17 protein-coding genes are annotated in these 21052 nt (G+C 52.3%); 13 read left to right on the forward strand and 4 right to left on the reverse strand.

Annotated elements, in window-relative coordinates:
• Nucleotides 1-48 precede the first annotated feature (48 nt).
• Genes FKCLFG_RS10320 through FKCLFG_RS10330 form a run of 3 tightly spaced genes read left to right on the forward strand, consistent with a single transcriptional unit; the run spans nucleotide 49 to nucleotide 2814 of the window.
• On the forward strand, nucleotides 49-783 hold the full coding sequence (locus tag FKCLFG_RS10320; RefSeq protein ID WP_472613004.1) for a DUF969 domain-containing protein: 735 nt from the start codon (nucleotides 49-51) through the stop codon (nucleotides 781-783).
• Complete coding sequence (locus FKCLFG_RS10325; RefSeq protein WP_472613005.1) at nucleotides 780-1736, forward strand: DUF979 domain-containing protein; 957 nt, start codon at nucleotides 780-782, stop codon at nucleotides 1734-1736. The genes FKCLFG_RS10320 and FKCLFG_RS10325 overlap by 4 nt, the downstream gene beginning before the upstream one ends.
• Nucleotides 1737-1794: 58 nt before the next feature.
• A complete protein-coding gene (locus tag FKCLFG_RS10330) occupies nucleotides 1795-2814 on the forward strand; it encodes a DUF2891 domain-containing protein (RefSeq protein WP_472613006.1) in 1020 nt (339 codons plus the stop codon).
• A gap of 665 nt (nucleotides 2815-3479) precedes the next feature.
• On the opposite strand, the gene FKCLFG_RS10335 is transcribed toward FKCLFG_RS10330, so the two are convergent.
• Nucleotides 3480-3662 carry a hypothetical protein gene (locus FKCLFG_RS10335; RefSeq protein ID WP_472613007.1) on the reverse strand — a complete coding sequence of 61 codons (183 nt, stop codon included), beginning with the start codon at nucleotides 3660-3662 and terminating at the stop codon, nucleotides 3480-3482.
• Between the two features lie 270 nt (nucleotides 3663-3932).
• Between FKCLFG_RS10335 and FKCLFG_RS10340 the strand changes: the two genes are divergently transcribed.
• The 5 genes from FKCLFG_RS10340 to FKCLFG_RS10360 all read left to right on the forward strand — a co-directional run bounded on the left by FKCLFG_RS10340 (nucleotide 3933) and on the right by FKCLFG_RS10360 (nucleotide 12171).
• The gene (locus tag FKCLFG_RS10340; RefSeq protein ID WP_472613008.1) at nucleotides 3933-7586 is read left to right on the forward strand and encodes an SIR2 family NAD-dependent protein deacylase; all 3654 of its coding nucleotides are present in this window, start codon (nucleotides 3933-3935) and stop codon (nucleotides 7584-7586) included.
• A gap of 715 nt (nucleotides 7587-8301) precedes the next feature.
• Nucleotides 8302-9165 carry a sulfate ABC transporter permease subunit CysT gene (cysT, locus tag FKCLFG_RS10345; protein ID WP_472613009.1) on the forward strand — a complete coding sequence of 288 codons (864 nt, stop codon included), beginning with the start codon at nucleotides 8302-8304 and terminating at the stop codon, nucleotides 9163-9165.
• A gap of 1 nt (nucleotide 9166) precedes the next feature.
• A complete protein-coding gene (gene cysW, locus FKCLFG_RS10350) occupies nucleotides 9167-10102 on the forward strand; it encodes a sulfate ABC transporter permease subunit CysW (RefSeq protein WP_472613010.1) in 936 nt (311 codons plus the stop codon).
• On the forward strand, nucleotides 10099-11166 hold the full coding sequence (locus FKCLFG_RS10355; RefSeq protein WP_472613011.1) for a sulfate/molybdate ABC transporter ATP-binding protein: 1068 nt from the start codon (nucleotides 10099-10101) through the stop codon (nucleotides 11164-11166). The genes cysW and FKCLFG_RS10355 overlap by 4 nt, the downstream gene beginning before the upstream one ends.
• A 24-nt stretch (nucleotides 11167-11190) precedes the next feature.
• The gene (locus FKCLFG_RS10360) at nucleotides 11191-12171 is read left to right on the forward strand and encodes a CysB family HTH-type transcriptional regulator (protein WP_472613012.1); all 981 of its coding nucleotides are present in this window, start codon (nucleotides 11191-11193) and stop codon (nucleotides 12169-12171) included.
• A gap of 140 nt (nucleotides 12172-12311) precedes the next feature.
• Here the strand turns inward: FKCLFG_RS10360 and FKCLFG_RS10365 are convergent, their stop codons facing one another.
• Nucleotides 12312-12902, reverse strand: coding sequence for a response regulator transcription factor (locus tag FKCLFG_RS10365; protein WP_472613013.1), 591 nt, complete (start codon nucleotides 12900-12902; stop codon nucleotides 12312-12314).
• Between the two features lie 13 nt (nucleotides 12903-12915).
• On the reverse strand, nucleotides 12916-14967 hold the full coding sequence (locus tag FKCLFG_RS10370) for a PAS domain S-box protein (protein WP_472613014.1): 2052 nt from the start codon (nucleotides 14965-14967) through the stop codon (nucleotides 12916-12918).
• A gap of 203 nt (nucleotides 14968-15170) precedes the next feature.
• Here FKCLFG_RS10370 and FKCLFG_RS10375 point away from each other — a divergent pair, with 203 nt between their 5' ends.
• The 5 genes from FKCLFG_RS10375 (at nucleotide 15171) to xerD (ending at nucleotide 20019) form a co-directional block, all read left to right on the forward strand.
• Nucleotides 15171-16175: a TRAP transporter substrate-binding protein gene (locus FKCLFG_RS10375; protein ID WP_472613015.1), complete on the forward strand. Its 1005-nt coding sequence runs from the start codon at nucleotides 15171-15173 to the stop codon at nucleotides 16173-16175.
• Nucleotides 16176-16358: 183 nt separating this feature from the next.
• Entirely contained in the window at nucleotides 16359-16919 is a 561-nt protein-coding gene (locus tag FKCLFG_RS10380) for a TRAP transporter small permease (protein WP_472613016.1), read from the forward strand.
• Nucleotides 16916-18196 (forward strand): TRAP transporter large permease, encoded by a 1281-nt coding sequence (locus FKCLFG_RS10385; RefSeq protein WP_472612669.1) that lies wholly within the window; start codon nucleotides 16916-16918, stop codon nucleotides 18194-18196. Before FKCLFG_RS10380 ends, FKCLFG_RS10385 begins: the two co-directional genes overlap by 4 nt.
• Before the next feature lie 411 nt (nucleotides 18197-18607).
• Nucleotides 18608-19114 (forward strand): methylated-DNA--[protein]-cysteine S-methyltransferase, encoded by a 507-nt coding sequence (locus FKCLFG_RS10390; RefSeq protein ID WP_472613017.1) that lies wholly within the window; start codon nucleotides 18608-18610, stop codon nucleotides 19112-19114.
• Nucleotides 19111-20019, forward strand: coding sequence for a site-specific tyrosine recombinase XerD (gene xerD, locus FKCLFG_RS10395; RefSeq protein WP_472613018.1), 909 nt, complete (start codon nucleotides 19111-19113; stop codon nucleotides 20017-20019). Before FKCLFG_RS10390 ends, xerD begins: the two co-directional genes overlap by 4 nt.
• Nucleotides 20020-20023: 4 nt before the next feature.
• On the opposite strand, the gene FKCLFG_RS10400 is transcribed toward xerD, so the two are convergent.
• On the reverse strand, nucleotides 20024-21019 hold the full coding sequence (locus FKCLFG_RS10400; protein ID WP_472613019.1) for an endonuclease/exonuclease/phosphatase family protein: 996 nt from the start codon (nucleotides 21017-21019) through the stop codon (nucleotides 20024-20026).
• Nucleotides 21020-21052: the final 33 nt, after the last annotated feature.

Raw genomic sequence — 21052 nt, forward strand, 5'->3', positions numbered from 1 at the left:
AAAATGACTAGCTGAAGTAATTCCAATCATTCTGTAGGAGACGCACTCATGGAAACTGCTGTAAACCTTTGGCCGCTGATCGGCGTGGCCGTCATCATCTTCGGCTTCTTGCTGCGGATAAATCCAGTGCTGGTCGTCATCGTCGCCGGCATCATTACCGGGTTTGCCGCGGCAATGCCACTGGACAAAATATTGTCCACATTGGGAAGCGGATTCATCAAGACTCGCAACTTGCCGCTGATACTGCTGCTGCCCCTGGCAGTCATCGGCTTGCTCGAACGTTACGGCTTGAAAGAACACGCACAAGCCTCGATTGCACGTATCCAATCCGCCACTGCCGGTCGCTTGCTGATCGTTTATTTGTTCGTGCGCGAGGTTTCTGCCGCTTTAGGCTTGACCAGCCTGGGCGGCCATCCTCAAATGGTCCGTCCCTTGATTGCGCCGATGGCGGAAGGTGCGACGGAAAATCGTTACGGCTCCATTCCCGACAAACTGCGTTACAAGATACGGGCGATGTCCGCCGCGACCGATAACGTGGGGTTGTTTTTCGGCGAAGACGTGTTCGTCGCCTTTGGCGCGATCGTGCTGATGCAGACCATCCTGCGCGGCGAGGGAATTGAGGTTAATCCGCTGCATATGGCCTTGTGGGGCATACCGACGGCAATATCCGCCTTCATCATCCATGCCTGGCGATTACGGCGTCTGGATGCGCAGATTGCGCGCGAGCTGGGTTCGCATAGTGTGGCGAATCAGGACACGGCAATCAAAGGGGGGACGGCATGATTTTTACGCTCGATTATTTTTTCATTCTGCTGGGCTTGATGTTGGCGGTGATTGCCGTGATGTCGTTTCTGGATCGGGCCAATCCCAGACGATTGACCACGGGTTCGTTCTGGGCGCTATATGCGGTGGTGTATCTGGCGGGCGAGCATCTGCCACCCGCCTTGGTCGGCATCATCGTGATTGTGATGGCAATCATCGCCGGTTTCGGCGGGGTTGCCATGGGTAAATACAGTGAATTGTCGGCGCAGGAACGCAGCAGCAGCGCCAAAAAACTGGGCAATCGCCTGTTTATTCCGGCCTTGATCATTCCAGTCGCGACGATGATCGGCTCGGTCGTATTCAAAAACGTGAAAATCGGCGACCTGTTCTTGCTGGATCAAAAGAACTTCACTCTGGTCAGCCTGGGGTTCGGCTGCATCCTAGCCTTGATTGCTGCGTGCTGGATCACCAGGGCGACACCGACGCAATCGATGCGCGAATCGCGGCGCCTGATCGACTCGATGGGGTGGGCCGTGGTCTTGCCGCACATGCTGGCGGTGCTCGGCTTGCTGTTTTCCGATGCCGGCGTCGGCAAGGCGGTCGCACATCTGACGACGTCGTATATCAATATGGATTACCGCCTGGTTGCGGTGATGGTGTATTGCCTCGGCATGGCGCTGTTTACGGTAATCATGGGTAATGGATTCGCCGCTTTTCCGGTGATGACCGGCGGTGTCGGAATTCCGATTCTGGTCGGCGTCTACCATGCCAATCCGGCAGTAATGGCGTCTATCGGCATGTTTTGCGGCTATTGCGGTACGTTGATGACGCCGATGGCAGCCAACTTCAACATCGTTCCTGCTGCCTTGCTCAACCTGCCAGACAAGAACGCCGTGATTAAAGCGCAGATTCCGACTGCGATGGCATTGTTGGTCGTTAATATCTTCCTGCTGTATTTCCTGATGATGCAGTAATGCTGGTGTGTACAGCACTTGCCAGGAATATAAAAACTTACTGATCGTGGATGACGTTATGCACCAAGCCAACCAAAAACTGACGCCCGCAATAGCATCTCACTTTGCCAATCTGGTCCTCAGTCATCTGACGCGGGAATATCCGAACAAGCTCACGCACACGCTCAATAGTGCTGCAGACGTACAAGGCCCCCGTGCCTTGTATCCGATTTTTTATGGTTGTTACGATTGGCATTCTTGCGTACACGGCTATTGGCTGCTGACGCGGTTACTAGCGCGTTACCCGGAATTACCCGAAGCGCCAGCGATACGCGCTGTGTTTGACAAGCAATTGACAGCGGAAAATGTCAGGGGTGAGTTGGCCTATTTGGCAGCGCCATCGCGAAATACCTTTGAGCGTCCATATGGATGGGGTTGGTTGTTGGCGCTACAGACTGCGTTGAACCAACTGGACAGCGACCAAGGTCGGCACTGGGCGAAAACACTCCAACCGTTGGCAGATGCTTTCGCCGCACTATTCCTCAATTTCTTGCCGAAAGCGACCTATCCGGTGCGTGTTGGGACGCATTTCAACACCGCATTTGGAATGGCGCTGGGGCTGGATTATGCCCGCAATGTCGGCCATATAGAGTTAGAAAAACAGATCTGCGCTCGTGCACGCAACTGGCATATGGAAGATGCCGGATGTCAGGCTTGGGAGCCCAGCGGGGATGAATTTTTGTCGCCGGCGTTGATGGAGTCCGAACTGATGCGCCGGGTTCTGCCCGCCGTAGAGTTTAATGCTTGGTTCACGCAATTCTTGCCGAACCTGGAACAGCGCCAGCCAGCAACATTATTTATACCCGCTACGGTTACCGATCGCAGCGATGGAAAAATTGCCCATCTGGATGGATTGAATCTCAGCCGCGCCTGGTGTCAGCGTTCGCTTGCACGCGCATTGCCGGCAGGCGATGCGCGTGCGGCAGTGTTATTCGCCGCCGCCGATCTCCACTTCAACAGTGCTATCGGCCATGTCACTGGTGACTATATGGGTGAACACTGGCTGGGGACGTTCGCTTTGCTGGCGTTGGAAGCTTGACGCTTAAAGACGCAGCTGCAATATAGAAATGCCTCAATCATACGAGGCATTAAAAATAGGCTGTGCGAGCGTTCAGCGTTGAAATTATCCCATTGCTTGTAGAAGGAACCTGATAGCCGCCAGGCTCCCCCCTTCTTTGTCGAGTAGCTGGCGTCAGCCAAGATAGTTCGGCAGGTATCTGGTCGCTACGCCCCAGAGTCCACCCATCCCGCCCTTCAAACTTGAGTCACACTAACGTTCCGGATATGGAATGCGCGCGGTAGCACGCGCTTTGGTTAATGCCGCATGGATTATAGATTTCACGCTTCCGGATGATGGATGATGGATCGCTACATCCCCAATTCTTCGATATCGCCTGGATTGCGCGAAACGCACCCCATGTTCGCAGCACTCACCTCTTGTTGTTCAGGCTAGCGGGAGGCTTGGAACGATCCATTCCGGGTCGATTTTGCGCCAGGATTTTGTAAAAGCCATGCCCTTTTGTTTGTCAGTGCAGTGACATGGAAAGTGAAATTGTAAAAAAATCAGAATCAAAGACTTAACAGGGATTTTGCCAATGAAGATGAGCCGATTTGATGCAGAAGATGAGATATTTTCGGTCTTAGCCACGAAAGATGAAATTTTCGGGAGCACTCACTTTTATAGTATTGACTGGTGAACCTCAATTAGACGATGACAGATAAATTTTTGGTAACCAAAATTATTGCAGTGGATGAAAGTAAAAGACCGCTAAGCATTATGTAAAGGCCCTGACCAGCTATATTCGACCCAAACCAGCCGGTCAGGATGATTCCTTTAATGACTGCATTGCAGCGGTTGCGGTCATTGACCTTGATGATTTGGAACACCGGATTCTGCTAACAGCGACCGGTCACAAATTTACCCGAAAGTAGTCAGGCAAGTGGGTGAGGGGTACTGCATACCTCATTAATTTACGTTGTCACCTGACTCGGGGCGGCTATTGGGTGCCCCCCTTTTTTTATTGATCTGGAGCGACGAAGTCTCTATTCCATCGATCTTCCCCGTGAAGTGGCTCGTGGGGAGAAGATGCGAATCAATAGGTTATTTGATCTATCATTCTGCAAAATCTAAAACCCACGTTTAATGAAGGAAATCCCATGCATGGCTCCATTCCAGAAACTTTGCTTACTGCCTATAAGCAAAAAACGCTGATACCCATTGTCGGCGCGGGGGTGTCCATGTCTTTGCGAAAAAAATCCGGCGAGCGCCTTTTCCCAAGTTGGAAAGAACTATTGGAAAGGGCCGCAGAAAAATTGACCGCCGAGCAAAAGCCCGACCTAGCAAACGCCATTCGGGGAGTTCTTCCTGTGGGAAGCTATCAACAAGCTGCCGATTATGCTAGGCAAGGATTAAATGGCAGCTTGTGGGATCAGTTTTTCAAGGAAAATTTTTCTGTAAAAAGAGCCGATATTGAAGAATCCAGTTTCGCACTGCCACAAGCTATATGGACGCTCAGTGATCGCGTCATCACCCTGAACTACGATAGAGTTTTACGTTTTGCATGTCCACATCCAGACGATGTGCGTGAATTGGACAATACGAAAAAAAATGCGCTGGCTGATTTCAATCGCAATACTATCGGCGCACCTGCCATTTGGCATTTGCACGGAAAAATAGACAATCTGGACAAAATTATTTTCACCAGCGAAAGCTATAGCAAACTTTACCTTGATAAAGATAGCGACTACCAAGCCGCGCTGGAAACTTTTCGGGCGTTGTGTAGCACGGCCAACCTATTATTTGTGGGTTGCGGTTTGGATGATGCCGAACTTCTGCAACAGCTTGGCAGGGAGCATGTGCTTTTTGCAGGTAATACCGGCCCGCATTACGCCCTGGTGCCTGCTGCGCATCATGTGGAGATTCAAGCAAAACTGAAAGGATTGCAAATTGAATTGCTCAGTTTTGACGATTTTGGTCAGCCATTGCTCGACCAAATAAATGCCATCATAGCTGTGCCCACATCGCCGCTAAGCCGGACGATTCCGGTCACAGCACCCTTAAAGACCATAGCAAGCAAAATCAGTGCAACAAGTCCTCCGCAAGGCGCTAAACGTGTTGTCGTATTAACAGCCAATCCCATCGGCGAAAATTATCAATATGAGAGTTTGCTGGCAGAGTTCAAATCCCTCAAATGCGAAATAAGTTACTTCCATTTAAATACCAAAACGCTGAACGCGCTCGATAATTTCAACTACATCTTTATCTTGTCTACGCTAATCAAAAAGAAAATTGTGATCGAAGATGAGACACTGCAAAGCAGTCGTATCGGTTTAAAAGAATTGGAAGAATGTATCGGCAATGGCGATACGGATGGCGTTTTTATCTTCCTCAATCACCAGAATATGGACGAACTGGATGTGGATGAAATCGCCTCGTTATCGCTACCCACGCTGATTCTTCCTGCGCTGAAAAAACAGAAAATTAATAGTATTGCATTCAAAATATTCAAAAAAGAGGATTTAATATACTTCGAAAACAGCGCCATCGCCAATCGCGATGCCTTCAGACTCGGTGAATTAAGAGGTGAGCACAAGGGCCACAGAACGCGCACAGCATTGCCTGACCTAATCGATCCAAAAAACACCAAAAACTATATCGGCAGAGGTACCGACCTCGAAAATATTTGCCGCAAAATTATTGAATTACAAGACAAAAACGAGGTATTAACCATTAAAGGTTCTGGAGGCATTGGAAAAACCATCACGATAAAAAAAATTGCGGTCGCGTTGGCTGACCGCAATTTATTTCATGATGGCATTGATTTCATTGATTGTGAATTCATTAGCGACTACCTGGCCTTTGAAAAAAAACTTGCCGCCAATTTCAATCTAGAAAATGCCATTGACGTAAAAAAGCAAATCAAAAATAACTGTGAGAAGCAAGATAAATTAATCATTTTAGATAACGTCGAAACCCTGCTTTACTTAGACGATCAGCAGCAAATAAAGGATTTTATTAATTTTATTTGTGACTATGCCACCATCGTTATCACCTCGCGTGAATTGCTTAAACTGGAATGCGAGCAAGTCTACGAATTAAGGCCGTTCACCACCGATGAAGCATATGAATTATTTAGCCAGCAATTGCGCGGCAGAGTGATTGATGATAGTGAGCGGCACTATATCCGGCAAAATATCGTGGAAGCCTTGCTCGATAACAATCCATTGGCAATTAAATTGGTTGCCAATAATATTCCGAAAGGAAAAAGCTTCCGTGATTTACAGCGTGAACTTGAAGACGATTTCTTCCGCAAAGCCAGCGATGCCGAATTGGCCGATTTTGACAGGGTTGCCGATGGCAATATAGAACGCAAGAAATCGCTTTATGCATCCATCCATTTTTCTTATCGCCACCTCAATGACGCCGAAAAAATGGCGTTCGAGTTACTGTCATTATTCCCTGATGGCATCGATATGGAAGATTTAAAACGCATTGCGGAGAATCGGAAGGCAGATCAGAGGAACCCCGGTAAAAAAGCGCGCACCAAAAAAACGAGCCCGATCATTACCGATGTGATCATCAAGGCACTTGAAGATAAATCCATGACGCAAGTAGATCGCCGCAACATAAAATTACAATCCATCGTAGGCAAGTTCGCTGAATACCAATTAAACAAACGCAGTGCAGGCGATCTTACGCATCATTACCAGAATGCAATCACGTACAACATAATCATTGCGAAATATTTAAGTAACTCATTTAGAGATGATAAATATTTTGCTAGTAAAATATTCAATGATCGCCAAGGTAATTTTTTTAAAAGTATTCAATATATTAACGCTTCAAACATAGATTGCGAAAAATTACTAAACTATCTAGACGATTTGAGTTCCCTATCCGTCGCAACCACGACTAACGGCGCTTTGATCAAAGCACTGGAAAATAAATCAAATATCTTTTCTAATGATGAAATAACGAGCCGCTGCTTTGAGACTATTTTATGCTACGTAAAATATTTTTCTGGCGATTTTAAAAATGCATTTGCACAGATAAAAAAAATATGCCCATTAACGACTTTATCAGAATTTACAAACTTATCAGCGGTCGAAAGGGTAATGATATCCCACGCAGTGGCTATTTATGGAATGGAAGGCGATGAATTACTACATTTAAAATACTGTATTCATAGAAAATTGAATAATGACGATTACTATTCGGGCTCCCTATTCACAATTGGCGAGATAAATCAAATTCTACTCGAGAGATGTAAAACAGATTTTTTCACGCTCGAAGCCAAGTACGCAAGCGGACTGCTTAGCATAGCAATGCTCAATGCCTATATCGCCGCGGTCTATGAAAAAGATCATATCAATTTGATGCAGTTTCATTATCTCAAAGCAAAGATGGGCGTCACCGATAAAATCAAGATCAAAAAATTAACAATCGTCAATCCGTATACGATGGGCCTGCAACAGCTTATGTTGGCATTGGCAGAAGTCGATAGTGAAAAGAAAACAGCCCTATTTGAGCAAGCGCTCGGCAATTTACAACATATAAAATACTATTATGTCGAAGCTTTATTTCTCTATGCCAAATATTTACACGAGGCTGGTCTGCAGCAACGCTATGATGAAATTTATCAACAAGGTCTGGGCTTGGCCTCCCACTATTATTATCGATGGTTACGTTATCAATTTGAAAATTTGGCAGAGAAGAAAACCAGCCCCTACTGTGCAGATGATTACCCATTGCCGGAGGCGCTTGATATTGATGGCTATATAAAATATCTCATTAACGAAAAGCAGCGTTAAGTTCAAAAGGTTAGGTAAATGCTTTGGCAGCCCAACTTTGAAAAAAAAAGAGGGCAGGTCTTTGTATTCGCATTTTTTGGCTATCTCCCTGTTTTATGCTTAAAAATCTTGTCGTAGGTGGAGCCGGTTTCTTTACGCTCATGTTTCTGTCCAACTAATCGTTCAAGCGGACGTGCGTATCGCATGCTGCTTAACTCAGGTGTTGAGCGGCAGCTATCTGGAAAAGTGAAAGACTGCAACCAGTCTTGAACCGCCATTCGCGCCGCAATCCCCAACGGCCGCTTCTATATCCAATGCCTGAAATTCCAACAAGGCCAATCATTTGCTCGACACGCGAGTAGGTCAAGGAATTCCAGAGCTTGGGTCAAATTCACGTCAGCGCCAATAAGATTAGGCTTAACCCCCGCTTTCCGATCAGAAATAGCTCTGAGTTATAGCCGCCTTAGGTTGGCACATTAACATCATGTGGCGAGCTGATTGAAGATCACAGTTCCGATGCAGTGCTTACAGTAAATCCGGGATGAGTCAGTCTCAACTATCGTGGCAATAATCTTCTCTTCACTGGCAACAATCTCAACTTCCGTGTCACTTTATGTTTGTCGAAAATCGTTATTCGAAAACGTTCTATCTACATGCAAAAAAATTCGTTCTCTTTATGTGATTACGATGTGATTATCGCCATCAATTAGTCAAATTTGTAATAAAGAGAGCCGACATGCAGCTTGCCATTGCCACCGCACAGGATAAAAAATCGCCGTTCCGTGTCATGCCCGGCTTCGGTCTTACGCTTGGCTTCACGCTGTTTTACCTGGCGCTGATTGTTCTGATCCCGTTGTCAGCGGTGTTCCTGAAAACTTTCACACTGACTTGGGATGCATTCTGGGTGGCGGTCACGTCGGACCGGGTGGTAGCCTCGTACAAGCTGACTTTCGGCGCGTCGCTGCTGGCCGCCGCGCTGAATGTGGTGTTCGGCGGCATTGTGGCCTGGGTGCTGGTGCGCTACCGTTTTCCCGGCAAGAAGATCATTGATGCGCTGGTTGATTTGCCGTTTGCATTGCCCACGGCGGTGGCCGGCATTGCGTTGACCGCTTTATATGCGCCCAATGGCTGGATCGGCCGCTTTCTGGAGCCGCTCGGCATCAAGGTGGCGTTCACCCCGCTAGGCGTGCTGATCGCGCTGACTTTCATCGGTCTGCCGTTCGTGGTGCGCACCGTGCAACCGGTGCTGGAAGACGCCGAACGCGAGTTGGAAGAAGCCGCCGCCAGCCTGGGCGCGAATCCTTTGCAGACTTTTTCGCGGGTAATTTTTCCGACGATTCTGCCAGCGCTGATGACCGGCTTTGCGCTGGCTTTTGCGCGCGCCACCGGCGAATACGGCTCCGTCATTTTCATCGCCGGCAATATGCCGATGGTGTCGGAAATCACGCCGCTGTTCATCATCACCAAACTGGAACAGTACGACTATGCGGGCGCCACGGCGATTGCGGTGGTGATGCTGATGGCATCATTCCTGATGCTGCTATTGATTAATGTTTTGCAGGCCTGGTCCCGCAACCGCGGCCAATCCGAGAAAGTCTGAGATGCCGACGCCTACCGCCCCGACTTTGCCATTGCCGTTGCCAGCCGTGCAGCAAACCCGCATTGAACCGGCGCATGTGCCAACCCTTGTGCCGGCAGCCACGCTGGAACCATTCTGGGTCCGCGCATTGCTGATCACGATTGCGCTGGCTTTTTTGACGCTGTTCCTGTTCGTGCCGCTGTTGTCGGTGTTTGCCGAAGCGTTCAAGAAAGGTTGGCAAGCGTATCTGGCGGCGATCACCGAGCCGGATGCGGTCTCCGCCATCAAGCTGACTTTGCTGACCGCCGCGATTGCGGTGCCGTTGAATCTGGTGTTTGGCGTGGCGGCGTCCTGGTGCATCGCCAAATTCGAGTTTCGCGGCAAGAGCATTCTGCTGACGCTGATCGACTTGCCGTTTTCGGTGTCGCCGGTGATTTCCGGCCTGATCTATGTGCTGCTGTTCGGCGCGCAGGGCTGGCTCGGGCCTTGGCTGGTTGAACATGACATCAAGATTTTGTTTGCGGTGCCGGGCATCGTGCTGGCGACGATTTTCGTCACTTTCCCGTTTGTCGCGCGCGAACTGATCCCGCTGATGCAGTCGCAAGGCAGCGAAGAGGAAGAAGCCGCGCTGGTGCTGGGCGCATCCGGCTTCAAGACGTTCTGGTATGTGACGCTGCCGAACATCAAGTGGGGTTTGCTGTACGGCGTGATTCTCTGCAATGCGCGGGCGATGGGCGAGTTCGGTGCGGTGTCGGTGGTGTCCGGCCATATTCGCGGCGAAACCAACACGATTCCGCTGCAAGTCGAGATTCTTTATAACGAATACAACTTCGCCGCCGCTTTCGCAGTCGCGTCGCTGCTGGCCTTGCTGGCACTGGTGACGCTGGCGTTGAAGTCGCTGATCGAATGGCGCTTGGCTGACGCCGGCGCAGAACAATTCCAGGAGCAACAATCATGAGCATCGAAGTCAGGAATATTCATAAACAATTCGGCAATTTCGTGGCGCTGAACGATGTGTCGCTGGATTTTCCGGCAGGCGAACTGACTGCGTTGCTGGGCCCGTCGGGCTGCGGCAAGACCACGCTGCTGCGCATCATCGCCGGGCTGGAGCAAGCGGATCGGGGCCAGGTTTTGCTCGACGGCGAGGATGCTTCGGCGCGCCACGTCCGTGAGCGCCAGGTCGGCTTCGTGTTCCAGCACTATGCGCTGTTCAAACACATGACGGTATTCGAGAATATCGCCTTCGGCCTGCGCGTCAAGCCGCGCAATCTGCGGCCAAACGAAGCGCAGATTCGCGACAAGGTCAAACAATTGCTGGAGCTGGTGCAGCTCGATTGGCTGGCGGATCGTTATCCGCCGCAACTGTCAGGCGGCCAACGTCAACGCATTGCGCTGGCGCGCGCGCTGGCAGTCGAGCCACGCGTGTTGCTGCTGGATGAACCGTTCGGCGCGCTGGACGCCAAGGTGCGCAAGGAGTTGCGGCGCTGGCTGCGGCGCTTGCATGATGAATTGCACGTCACCAGCATCTTCGTCACGCACGATCAGGAAGAGGCGCTGGAAGTGGCCGACCAGATCGTGCTGATGCACAAGGGGCAAGTGGAACAAGTCGGTGCGCCGAAAGAAGTGTATAACCATCCGGCCTCGCCTTTCGTGTACGGTTTCCTGGGCAACGTCAACCTGTTTCATGGCCGCGTGCATGAAGGCGTGCTGGATGCGGGCGGCGTCACTTTCGACGCGCCCGATCATGCGCAAACGCAGGATGCCAAAGGGACCGGTTATGTGCGCCCGCATGATCTGGAAGTGGATCGTTACACGACGGGCGCGGAAGGAATTGTGGTGCAATTGAAGCGCGCCCATGCAATCGGTCCGCTGGCGCAACTGGAACTGGAACGCGATGATAATGCGGAAATCATCGAGGCGGTGATTTCGAATGAACGTTTCGCGCAACTGAAGTTGAAAGAAGGCGAAACCCTGATCGTGCGGCCAAAACGGCTGCATGTCTTTGTCGAAAAGGCAGTCTGACTCGAATATATTTTAGGATAATTGATGAATTTCCAGCAACTGCGCTCGATCCGCGAAGCCGCCCGTCACGGCTATAACCTGACCGAAGTGGCGAGCGTGCTGTGCACCTCGCAGCCGGGCGTGTCGCGCCAGATCCGCGAACTGGAAGACGAGCTCGGAGTCGAGATATTCGGGCGCAACGGCAAGCGCCTGACCGGTTTGACCGAGCCCGGCAAAGGCATCCTGAAGATTATCGAACGCTTGCTGATCGAGGCCGAGAACCTGCAGCGCGCCGGCCAGGAATATTCCGGCCAGACCAGCGGCACGCTGACGGTCGCCACCACCCATACCCAAGCGCGCTATGTATTGCCGGAAGTGGTGCAGACTTTCCGCGTTGCTTTTCCGGACGTGCGCATTGCGTTGCAGCAAAGCGCGCCGGAGCATATCGCCGAATGGGTATTGTCGGGCAAGACCGACATCGGCATTGCGACCGAAGGCTTGAGCCAGTTTCCGGACCTAGTTTCCTTCCCTTGCTACAGCTGGAGCCACTTGATCGTGGTGCCCAACGGGCATCCGCTATTGTCGCAAACGAACGTGGGCTTGACCGAACTTGCCGCCTATCCGCTGATCACTTACGACAGCGGCTTTACCGGCCGCAGCCATATCGACGAAGCGTTCAATAACGCTGGCGTGAGCACCAATATCGTGCTGACGGCGATGGATTCGGACGTGATCAAGCAGTATGTGTCGCTCGGCATGGGGGTTGGTCTGCTGGCAGCAATGGCATTTGACCCTGAGCGCGATCAAGGGCTGCGTGCGATCAGGGCGGCGCATCTGTTTGCACCGAATGTGACCCGACTGGCAGTGCGACGCGGTGCCTATTTACGCTCGTACGCGTATGATTTCATCATGGAATTCGCCCCCGGCCTGAAGCGCGCCGACATCGAAAGGGCTTTGAACCAGGACGGCATTGCACCCGTAAAACATGAAAAGCACGAAAAAATTCACAATGCAATGCGTTTGTAAAAACAGGGGGTATCACTATTTTCATGGCATTTTCCGCGTATTTAATATGAGTATATTAAATATACTCATGCCAATATTTAGTTGGTGCGGTGGGTTTCACCCACCCTACTTTGTCATCGTGCTTTCAGGCCAGTTCCTGACTATTTCAGCAACCGCGCCAGCTCCACTGCGGTCTTGACATGCATCTTGTCGAAAATATGGGCGCGATGCACTTCGACCGTGCGCATGCTGATGCCGAGATCGTCGGCGATGACCTTGTTCATTTTTCCTTCTAGAATCAGATCCAGCACTTCGCGTTCGCGCGCCGACAGGGTTTCGAGACGGCGATGGATCAGCGCCATGCTGCCGGCCTCCATGGAGATCAGCAAGGCTTCCTGCGCCCGGTCCATCAGCTTGTTGTCATTCAGCGGCTTTTCGAAGAAATCGAACGCGCCGCGCTTTAAGGTATCGACCGCCATCGGCACATCGCCGTGACCGGTCAGGAAGATTACCGGCAACTGTCGCGTCAAGTCGCGCCCGGCCAGTATGTCAAACAGCGCAATGCCATTCATGTCGGGCATGCGCACGTCGAGCAGCAAACATTCGCCTTGCGGATCGAAGGCAGTCTTGCCATCGAGTACGGCCAGAAACTCGGCGGCGCTGGCGTAGGCTGTGGCAGCGATGGCGCGCGACCTGGCCAGCCATAGCAGGGAGTCGCGAATCACTTCTTCGTCATCAACTATGTGAAGCATGCAGGTTCCTCGGTTATTGGGACAACTGCGGTGGATGTGGCAGATGCGGTGGCAAATGTGGCGGCAATGAAAAGCGGAAAATTGTACCTCCCAGCGGATTATTCACATAGTTCAGGGTGCCGCCATGAAACTCCAGCGTGGTGCGGCAGATTTTCAGGCCGATCCCCATGCCTTCCGCCTTAGTCGAGAAAAAAGGTGAAAACAGGTGTTCGGCGACTTCCGGCGCGACCCCGTGCCCCTGGTCGATCACTGACACCACCACGTTTGGAAGCGCTGATGCGGTATTGAGCGGCACGCTGTCGGCGGTGACGGTAATGCGCAGGATACGACGCTCGATGGGAATCAGGTGCATAGCCTCGATGGCGTTGCGCGTCAGGTTCAGCAGCACCTGCTCCAGCATCACGCGGTCGGCCAGCACTTTGGGCAGTCTGGGGGTAATGCTGAACTGGATGGTGACGTAACTCTGTTGCGCCTGCAACTCGATCAGCGGCATCACACTGTTGATCAGGTTTTGCATCGACACCGGTTCGCGGGCCGGGTCGCGCCGCTTGACGAACTCATGCACGCTGCGAATGATCAAGCCGGCGCGCTGCACCTGCGCGTTGGCTTTTTCCAGCGCCGGCCGCAACAACGCAGGATCCACCACGCCTGACTGCATCAGATTGATGGCGCCGACGGTATAACTGGAAATGGCGGCCAGCGGTTGATTGAGTTCATGCGCCAGGGTCGATGCCAGTTCCCCCATGGTTGCCAGACGCGCACTGGATTGCAATTTTTCCTGCTGCTGTTGATTTAATTCCTCCACTTTTTTTCGATCTGAAATATCCAGGATCGAGCCCATCCAGCCGGTTTGCTTGCCACTGTCGTCCAGCAGAGGCGACTCGAAAATCAGTACCGGAAAACGCTCGCCGTTGGCACGCTGGAATATGATCTCGAAACCATGTCGCTGGACGGTGCCGGCCAGAACTTGGGCAAAACGTCCTTCATGGTCCTCGATCGCCTCGGGAGCCCAGTACGGCATTGGCGGCACCTTGTTGAGCAATTGATCGGCAGTTAAACCGACCATCTGGCAGAACGCCGGGTTGACATAGCTAATCCGCCCTTCCAGGTCGCGTGCCCGCAGCCCGGTCACCAGCGAGTTTTCCATCGCAATGCGGAAGGCAACCTGCTCGCGCAGCGCGCCTTCTGCCGCCAGCCGGCGATTAATATCCCACCACAACGCCCATAAGCTCCAGATCAGACCCAGCGCAAGCAAAATAATCGCGCCAACCAGCAGATTTGGCAGCAGCGTCGGCGCACTTTTGACGCTATTGGTGCGCAGATAAACCACTGCCCCCGGCAGCTCAAGCGTATGGCGATGGGTGTATACACCGCGCCCCATGCCGCCGGCCGCCCGCCTGGCGAAGACGGTGTCGTCGTTGTCGGTCAATACGATCTCGTTATCCTGGGCAAACCACCACGGCGCCATTTCATCGAGGATATTCTGCAACGCATATCGAATCACCACGCTGCCGCTATATTGGCCATACCTGAAGATCGGCAAGTGACCATCCATCAACGTCAACCCCGGCGCGCCGTCAACGCTAACGGTTTTGAGCGGCTGACTATATTGGGTTGATTTCAGCTTGCGTGCGCTGGCCGATGCTTGCGCCGATGCGTCGGATAGCCGGGAGGTGACGATCGTTTGCTCATCGCTGGACGCAACTATTTTGCCTGTCGCATCGAGCCACATGACGCTGCGGATTTCAATGCTATTTTTCAGCAACAGCGCGGTGCGTTCGCGCAGTTTGTCGGGCATCAGGTAGCCGTTCGCAATTTCGGTTCCAACCTGACGGAAATTTTCTTCATTGCGTTTCAGCTGAAAGCGAATCGCCTGTTCTACCCAGAGCGTATCGGCAATCATCTGTTGTTGACGTTCGCTGACCTCCAATTGCCGTACTTGCCATGGCAACCATATCAGGATCGACAGCACCAGCAGCACCAGCAGCACCGGCAGCAACCAGCGCCATGCCTGCTTGGGTTGCAACGGAGCGGCGCCAAAACCTTTAAATCCAGCAGTTGTCATGGGCGCAAGGCATCTTTCTAGCGTATTAAGCGATTGTTTCTCAAACCGGAATTCTACCGAATATTCTATGCCTGTTTTTTTGGATTCAAACTGGGGTAATTTTTCCGGATTGTGGTTATCCACAATTGTGTTGCCATGAAACACTAGACAAAATGTTTGAGTAATTTAAAAAAAACGTTTTTCCATATCTATCGGAGACAAGCATGAAACTCAAAACGCTATTCCTAGCGCTGGCGTCCGCCGCCGTCATTAGCCCAGTTGCTTTTGCGCAAGCCCCAATCGTCATCAAGTTCAGCCACGTGGTCGCAAAGGACACGCCAAAAGGCAAAGCTGCCGATCGTTTCAAGGAACTGGCAGAAAAAAATACCAAAGGCCGCGTCAAGATTGAGGTCTACCCTAACAGCACCTTATACAAGGACAAGGAAGAACTGGAAGCATTGCAACTCGGTGCAGTCCAGATGCTGGCGCCATCGCTGGCAAAATTCGGCCCATTGGGCGTGCGTGAATTTGAAGTCTTCGACCTGCCGTATATTTTCCCTTCCAAAGACGTGCTGTATCGCGTAACCGAAGGTCCGATCGGCAAGGGTCTGCTGAAAAAACTCGAACCAAAAGGCATCACCGGTCTAGCTTACTGGGATAACGGCTTCAAGATCATGTCGGCCAACACGCCGCTGCATTCACCGGCAGCCATGAAAGGCTTGAAAATGCGCATCCAGTCATCCAAGGTACTGGATGCACAGATGCGCACGCTGGGTGCGAACCCGCAAGTAATGGCCTTCTCCGAGGTATATCAGGCGTTGCAAACTGGCGTTGTGGATGGCACCGAAAACCCGCCATCGAATCTGTACACGCAAAAAATGCATGAAGTGCAAAAGCACGTCACCATGACCAACCATGGCTATCTAGGCTATGCAGTCATCGTCAACAAGAAGTTCTGGGATGGCTTACCGGCCGATATCCGCACCCAACTGGATGCGGCGATGAAAGAGTCGACCCGCTACGCCAATGCGATCGCCCAGCAAGAAAACGACAAGGCGATGGCCGCCGTCAAGGCTTCCGGCAAAACGGTTGTGTATGAGTTAAACGGCAAAGAACAGGTCGAATGGCGCAAAGCCCTGGTACCGGTTCAGAAACAAATGGAAAGCCGCATCGGCAAGGAGTTGATTTCTTCCATCAACAAGGAATCGGCAGCGCTGCTCCTGAAGTGATTCTCCAGTCAGTACGGTGAATATGCGGCTTGCAAGCATTCTTGACTTGTAAGCCGCATGTTTTTTTGCGTGAAATATACCGGCAATAGTATTTTTAGTACCGCACAACATACATGCGGTAAAACGGCATAAATCCAGCATACCCCGTCACTTTCCTTAACTCCCACGCCTACCGGGAAACCCATGAAAATTCTTGATTATCTTGAAGAATGGCTAATCGCCTTCTTGATGGCAGCGGCCACCATTGTCACCTTTGTCGCCGTCCTGCACCGCTACGCGTCCGGCATTACCCTGTTCGGCATCCAGGATGTACTGATCCACATCAATACCAGCTGGGCCCAGGAATTGACCATTTATATGTTCGTATGGATGGCAAAGTTCGGCGCCGCTTATGGCGTGCGCACCGGCATCCACGTCGGCGTTGACGTCTTGATCAACAAGCTGAATACGCCGTGGCGCAAAAAATTCGTCATCTTCGGCCTGCTGGCCGGCGCCACTTTCACCGGTCTAGTCGGTACTTTCGGCGCCAAATTCGTATACGAATTAAGCCATACCAGCAGCGTTTCCGAAGTGCTGGAAATTCCGATGTGGATCGTCTATATGGCGGTGCCGCTCGGCTCGTACCTGATGGCATTTCGCTTCCTGCAAGTGGCCTGGCATTTCATTCAAACCGGCGATTTGCCAAAACACGACCATACCCACGTAGAAGGTTTGGAAGAAGAGATTAAAGGGGAAAAAGCATGAATGCACTGATCATCTTTGTGCTGCTGTTCGGCCTGATGCTGACCGGCATGCCGATCTCGATTTCGCTCGGCCTGACGGTATTGACTTTCCTGTTCACGATGACTTCGATACCGATCGAAGCGGTCGCTTTGAAGCTGTTTACGGGTATCGAAAAGTTCGAGATCATGGCGATCCCGTTCTTCATTCTGGCGGGCAATTTCCTGACCCACGGCGGGGTGGCGCGGCGCATGATCAATTTCGCCACGTCGATGATCGGCCACTGGCATGGCGGCCTGGCTTTGGGCGGAGTAGCGGCTTGTGCATTGTTCGCCGCAGTTTCCGGCTCTTCACCTGCCACCGTGGTCGCAATCGGCTCGATTATGTTGCCGGCCATGGTCAAGCAGGGTTATCCAAAAGGCTTCGGGGCAGGCGTCATCACGACATCCGGTGCATTGGGCATCCTGATCCCGCCATCGATCGTGATGGTGATGTACTCGGTCTCGACTAATACTTCGGTGGGCAAACTGTTCATGGCCGGCGTGATCCCTGGCTTGTTGCTGGCCTTCTTTTTAGGATTGACTACCTGGGTTTTGGCGCGCAAGCGGGGATATCCGCGCATGCCGAAGGCAAGCTGGAGCGAGCGTTTGGTGGCCTTTCGCAAAAGCGCCTGGGGTCTGCTGCTGATCGTGATCGTGATGGGCGGCATCTATTCCGGCATGTTCACCCCGACCGAGGCAGCTGCGGTGTCAGCGGTATATGCGTTTATCGTCGCCGTATTTATCTACAAGGATATGGGCATGAAGCAAGTGCCGAAGGTCTTGCTGGACTCGGCTTCGATGTCTGCGATGCTGCTGTATATCATCACCAATGCGGTGCTGTTCTCTTTCCTGATGACCAGCGAGCATATCCCGCAGGATATGGCGGCCTGGATCATGGACAAGGGTTTTGGCATGATTTCCTTCCTGCTGGTGGTCAACGTGCTGCTGCTGTTGGCGGGTAACGTGATGGAGCCGTCGTCGATCGTTCTGATCATGGCGCCAATCCTGTTCCCTGTGGCGATGACGCTCGGTATCGATCCGATTCACTTCGGCATCATCATGGTGGTCAATATGGAAGTCGGCATGTGCCATCCGCCGGTGGGTCTAAACCTGTATGTGGCATCCGGAATCGCCAAAATGGGCATCACCGAGTTGACTATCGCCGTCATGCCGTGGCTGCTGACGATGCTGGGCTTCTTGGTACTGATCACTTATGTTCCGCAAATCTCGCTCTGGCTGCCTAATCTGATTTTTAATTAAATCGGATTGGCTAAAAAACTGCCGGACTACAGCCGTCCGGCAGTCTTTGCTAACTTAACAAAATTTAATTTGGATCAAGCTCCTGTATTGTAAATAATGGCTGTAAATTTCTTTACTGGATCGATTTTTTCTTTCGCTTAATTGTTTTTTCCGATTTCAGTAATCCGGTGTTATTATTGCGAAAATTTTTCATCCGGCGGTAATACGCAAGCCATAACCAAATGAAAAAATCAGCCGTACCGAACACGCAATGCATTCGAATTTCAGAGGGGTAGTGCATAAAAACGGTAGACATACCGACATATAACGAGGAGACACGCGTTTCAAATGAGCTGTCATAACAGCCTGAACGCGTAGAAGCAATTTGAAGGCGCATCTCACGATGCGCCTTTTTTGTTTTATTCTATCGATATGAAAAATGCATACGCAACTTCCCTGTTCTCGGCCATCGTCGAAGCCCCTTTCGGCGCAGTCGGCATCCGCACCAAAGCGTCTAGTCTGCAGGAACTGGTCTATCTTCCTCCGTCTTTTGAAGCCAAGGCCGCAGCCCCGGACGACGCGCTGGCCGCAAAAGTCGCAGCCCAGGTGACGCGCTATCTGGATGATCCGGATACTATTTTTGACCTGCCCTTGCCGGAAATCGGCACGGTTTTCCAGCGCAAGGTATGGCAAGCCATTGCCGCCATTCCACGCGGCAAGGTGCTCACCTATGGTCAGATTGCCAAACATATCCGCTCGGCCCCGCGGGCGGTCGGACAGGCTTGCGGCGCCAACTGGTTTCCGCTGGTGATTCCCTGCCATCGCGTCACAGCGGCAGGCGGGCTGGGCGGCTTTTCGCACCACGACGATGCAACCGGCTTCCACGTCGGCGTCAAACGCTGGCTGCTCGCGCATGAGGGTGCCGCAGGCTACTTATGACGGACCAGTTGCCGGCCGCAAGCCAATCTGCAATCGATGCTTTTTGCGACACCTTATGGCTGGAAGACGGCCTGGCGAAGAATTCGCTGGAGGCTTACCGGCGCGACATGCGCCTGTTTGCGTCCTGGCTGCAGGCAACTTGCGGCAAAGTTTTGCATCAAGCCCAGGCCGACGATCTGAGCGCCTATTTTAGTGCCCGACATGAAACCACCAAGGCCACCTCGTCGAACCGCCGCCTGGCAGTGCTGAAGCGTTTTTATCAATTGGCACTGCGCCAGCGCGACATCGAGATCGATCCCTGCCTGAAAATGCAAAGCGCCAGACAGCCGCCACGGGTACCGAAAATACTATCAGAAGCACAGGTTGAGGCTTTGCTGGCCGCGCCTGATACCAATACTGCGCTGGGCTTGCGCGACCGCACCATGCTGGAGCTGATGTATGCCAGCGGCTTGCGCGTGACGGAACTGGTGTTGCTGAAAACGATGGAAGTCGGCATGAATGAAGGCGTCTTACGCATCACCGGCAAAGGCGACAAGACGCGTCTGGTGCCTTTCGGCGAAGAGGCGCGCAGCTGGATGGAGCGCTATCTGAAACAGGCACGCGGCGCGATTCTGGGTGGACAGGTAGATGATGCCTTGTTCGTTACTGCTCGCGGCGGTGCGATGACGCGCCAGATGTTCTGGATATTGGTCAAAAAATATGCAGTCAAGGCCGACATCAATGCGCCACTGTCGCCGCATACGCTACGCCATGCGTTCGCCACGCATTTGCTCAATCACGGCGCCGATTTGCGGGTGGTGCAATTGTTGCTCGGGCATGCCGACATTTCGACCACCCAGATTTATACTTATGTGGCGCGCGAACGGCTCAAGAAATTGCACGCAGAACATCATCCACGCGGTTAGCGCGCTATCCCACACCGATCCCGCCTGGCTGGTCATTGACGCCATACAACTTCACCCGCATCAGCACTTGCCCGTGATCGCTAGTCTCCGGCTGTCGCAACTGGACATGGTCATTGAGATAATTCACTTCGAGTATTTCGCCCAGAGCAAAGCGCGAAGATGGATTAAATTCTTCCGACACCAGAATATGGTCGATGGTCTCAAACTGCCCCTGATGCAGGGTGCTGTAACCGATATTACGCAAGGGATCGAAATGCGACTGGATACGGTAGCTATCGAACAGGCGGTCGTCGAAACCGGTTTTGCCGTGGCGTCCGTCGCCCATCACGATCCTGCTGGTGATCGCGCCGGCGACATCGTTGAAGTCGCCCATCACCACCAGCGGCACCCGGCTGCTCTGGACTAAATCGGTCAGCAGATAACGCAGGCCGAGAGCTTCGGTGCCGCGCCGGATCAGCGAGCGCAAAGAACCCAGTCCAAGCTGATAGGGATCGTTTTCCTCTTCCCCATTCGCATAATCGGGGCGCTGGGATTTCAGGTGAACCACAATAACATTCACGATCAACTCGCTCGACAGCGCCACTTGCACATGCAGAACCGGCCGCGTGAAGCAAGTCGATGTTTCGCCTGCGCCAGGCAATGTCACCGATAGTTGGCGCGGCAATTCGCTGTAAGTCTTTACTTCGCCGGCCAGCGGCAGCCGCGATACCAGCGCCACGCTCGGGGTCAACTGTCCATCGCGCGCAACCGGGTCAAAACCAACCTGATGCGCATGCGCGTAACGCGTGCTTTTCGCCAGCGCATGTTGCAATGCGGCCTGCGAGAAAATCTCTTGAAAACCGATCACATCGGCATCCAGTCGGTCGATCTGCTGCGCGATCCAGGCGGTTTTTGCTTCAAATTCTGCTGCCGTATAAGGCGCCAGGTTGGCGTAGCAAACCGCGCCCGGCAGCGTCAGATTGCAGACATTGAAAGTGGCGAAACGGATTTCTTGTTGCATAATATGCCCTCGATTGACATCACAACAGATTCG

The organism is Gelidimonas denitrificans (assembly GCF_055694065.1).

Excerpts from the sequence above, each read along its gene's own strand:
- cysW (WP_472613010.1), top strand. The coding sequence starts at position 9,167 with ATGCCGACGCCTACCGCCCCGACTTTGCCATTGCCGTTGCCAGCCGTG.
- FKCLFG_RS10360 (WP_472613012.1), top strand. The coding sequence starts at position 11,191 with ATGAATTTCCAGCAACTGCGCTCGATCCGCGAAGCCGCCCGTCACGGC.
- FKCLFG_RS10370 (WP_472613014.1), bottom strand. The coding sequence starts at position 14,967 with ATGACAACTGCTGGATTTAAAGGTTTTGGCGCCGCTCCGTTGCAACCC.
- FKCLFG_RS10325 (WP_472613005.1), top strand. The coding sequence starts at position 780 with ATGATTTTTACGCTCGATTATTTTTTCATTCTGCTGGGCTTGATGTTG.
- FKCLFG_RS10375 (WP_472613015.1), top strand. The coding sequence starts at position 15,171 with ATGAAACTCAAAACGCTATTCCTAGCGCTGGCGTCCGCCGCCGTCATT.
- FKCLFG_RS10380 (WP_472613016.1), top strand. The coding sequence starts at position 16,359 with ATGAAAATTCTTGATTATCTTGAAGAATGGCTAATCGCCTTCTTGATG.
- cysT (WP_472613009.1), top strand. The coding sequence starts at position 8,302 with ATGCAGCTTGCCATTGCCACCGCACAGGATAAAAAATCGCCGTTCCGT.
- FKCLFG_RS10330 (WP_472613006.1), top strand. The coding sequence starts at position 1,795 with ATGCACCAAGCCAACCAAAAACTGACGCCCGCAATAGCATCTCACTTT.
- FKCLFG_RS10400 (WP_472613019.1), bottom strand. The coding sequence starts at position 21,019 with ATGCAACAAGAAATCCGTTTCGCCACTTTCAATGTCTGCAATCTGACG.
- xerD (WP_472613018.1), top strand. The coding sequence starts at position 19,111 with ATGACGGACCAGTTGCCGGCCGCAAGCCAATCTGCAATCGATGCTTTT.
- FKCLFG_RS10365 (WP_472613013.1), bottom strand. The coding sequence starts at position 12,902 with ATGCTTCACATAGTTGATGACGAAGAAGTGATTCGCGACTCCCTGCTA.
- FKCLFG_RS10385 (WP_472612669.1), top strand. The coding sequence starts at position 16,916 with ATGAATGCACTGATCATCTTTGTGCTGCTGTTCGGCCTGATGCTGACC.
- FKCLFG_RS10390 (WP_472613017.1), top strand. The coding sequence starts at position 18,608 with ATGAAAAATGCATACGCAACTTCCCTGTTCTCGGCCATCGTCGAAGCC.
- FKCLFG_RS10320 (WP_472613004.1), top strand. The coding sequence starts at position 49 with ATGGAAACTGCTGTAAACCTTTGGCCGCTGATCGGCGTGGCCGTCATC.
- FKCLFG_RS10355 (WP_472613011.1), top strand. The coding sequence starts at position 10,099 with ATGAGCATCGAAGTCAGGAATATTCATAAACAATTCGGCAATTTCGTG.
- FKCLFG_RS10340 (WP_472613008.1), top strand. The coding sequence starts at position 3,933 with ATGCATGGCTCCATTCCAGAAACTTTGCTTACTGCCTATAAGCAAAAA.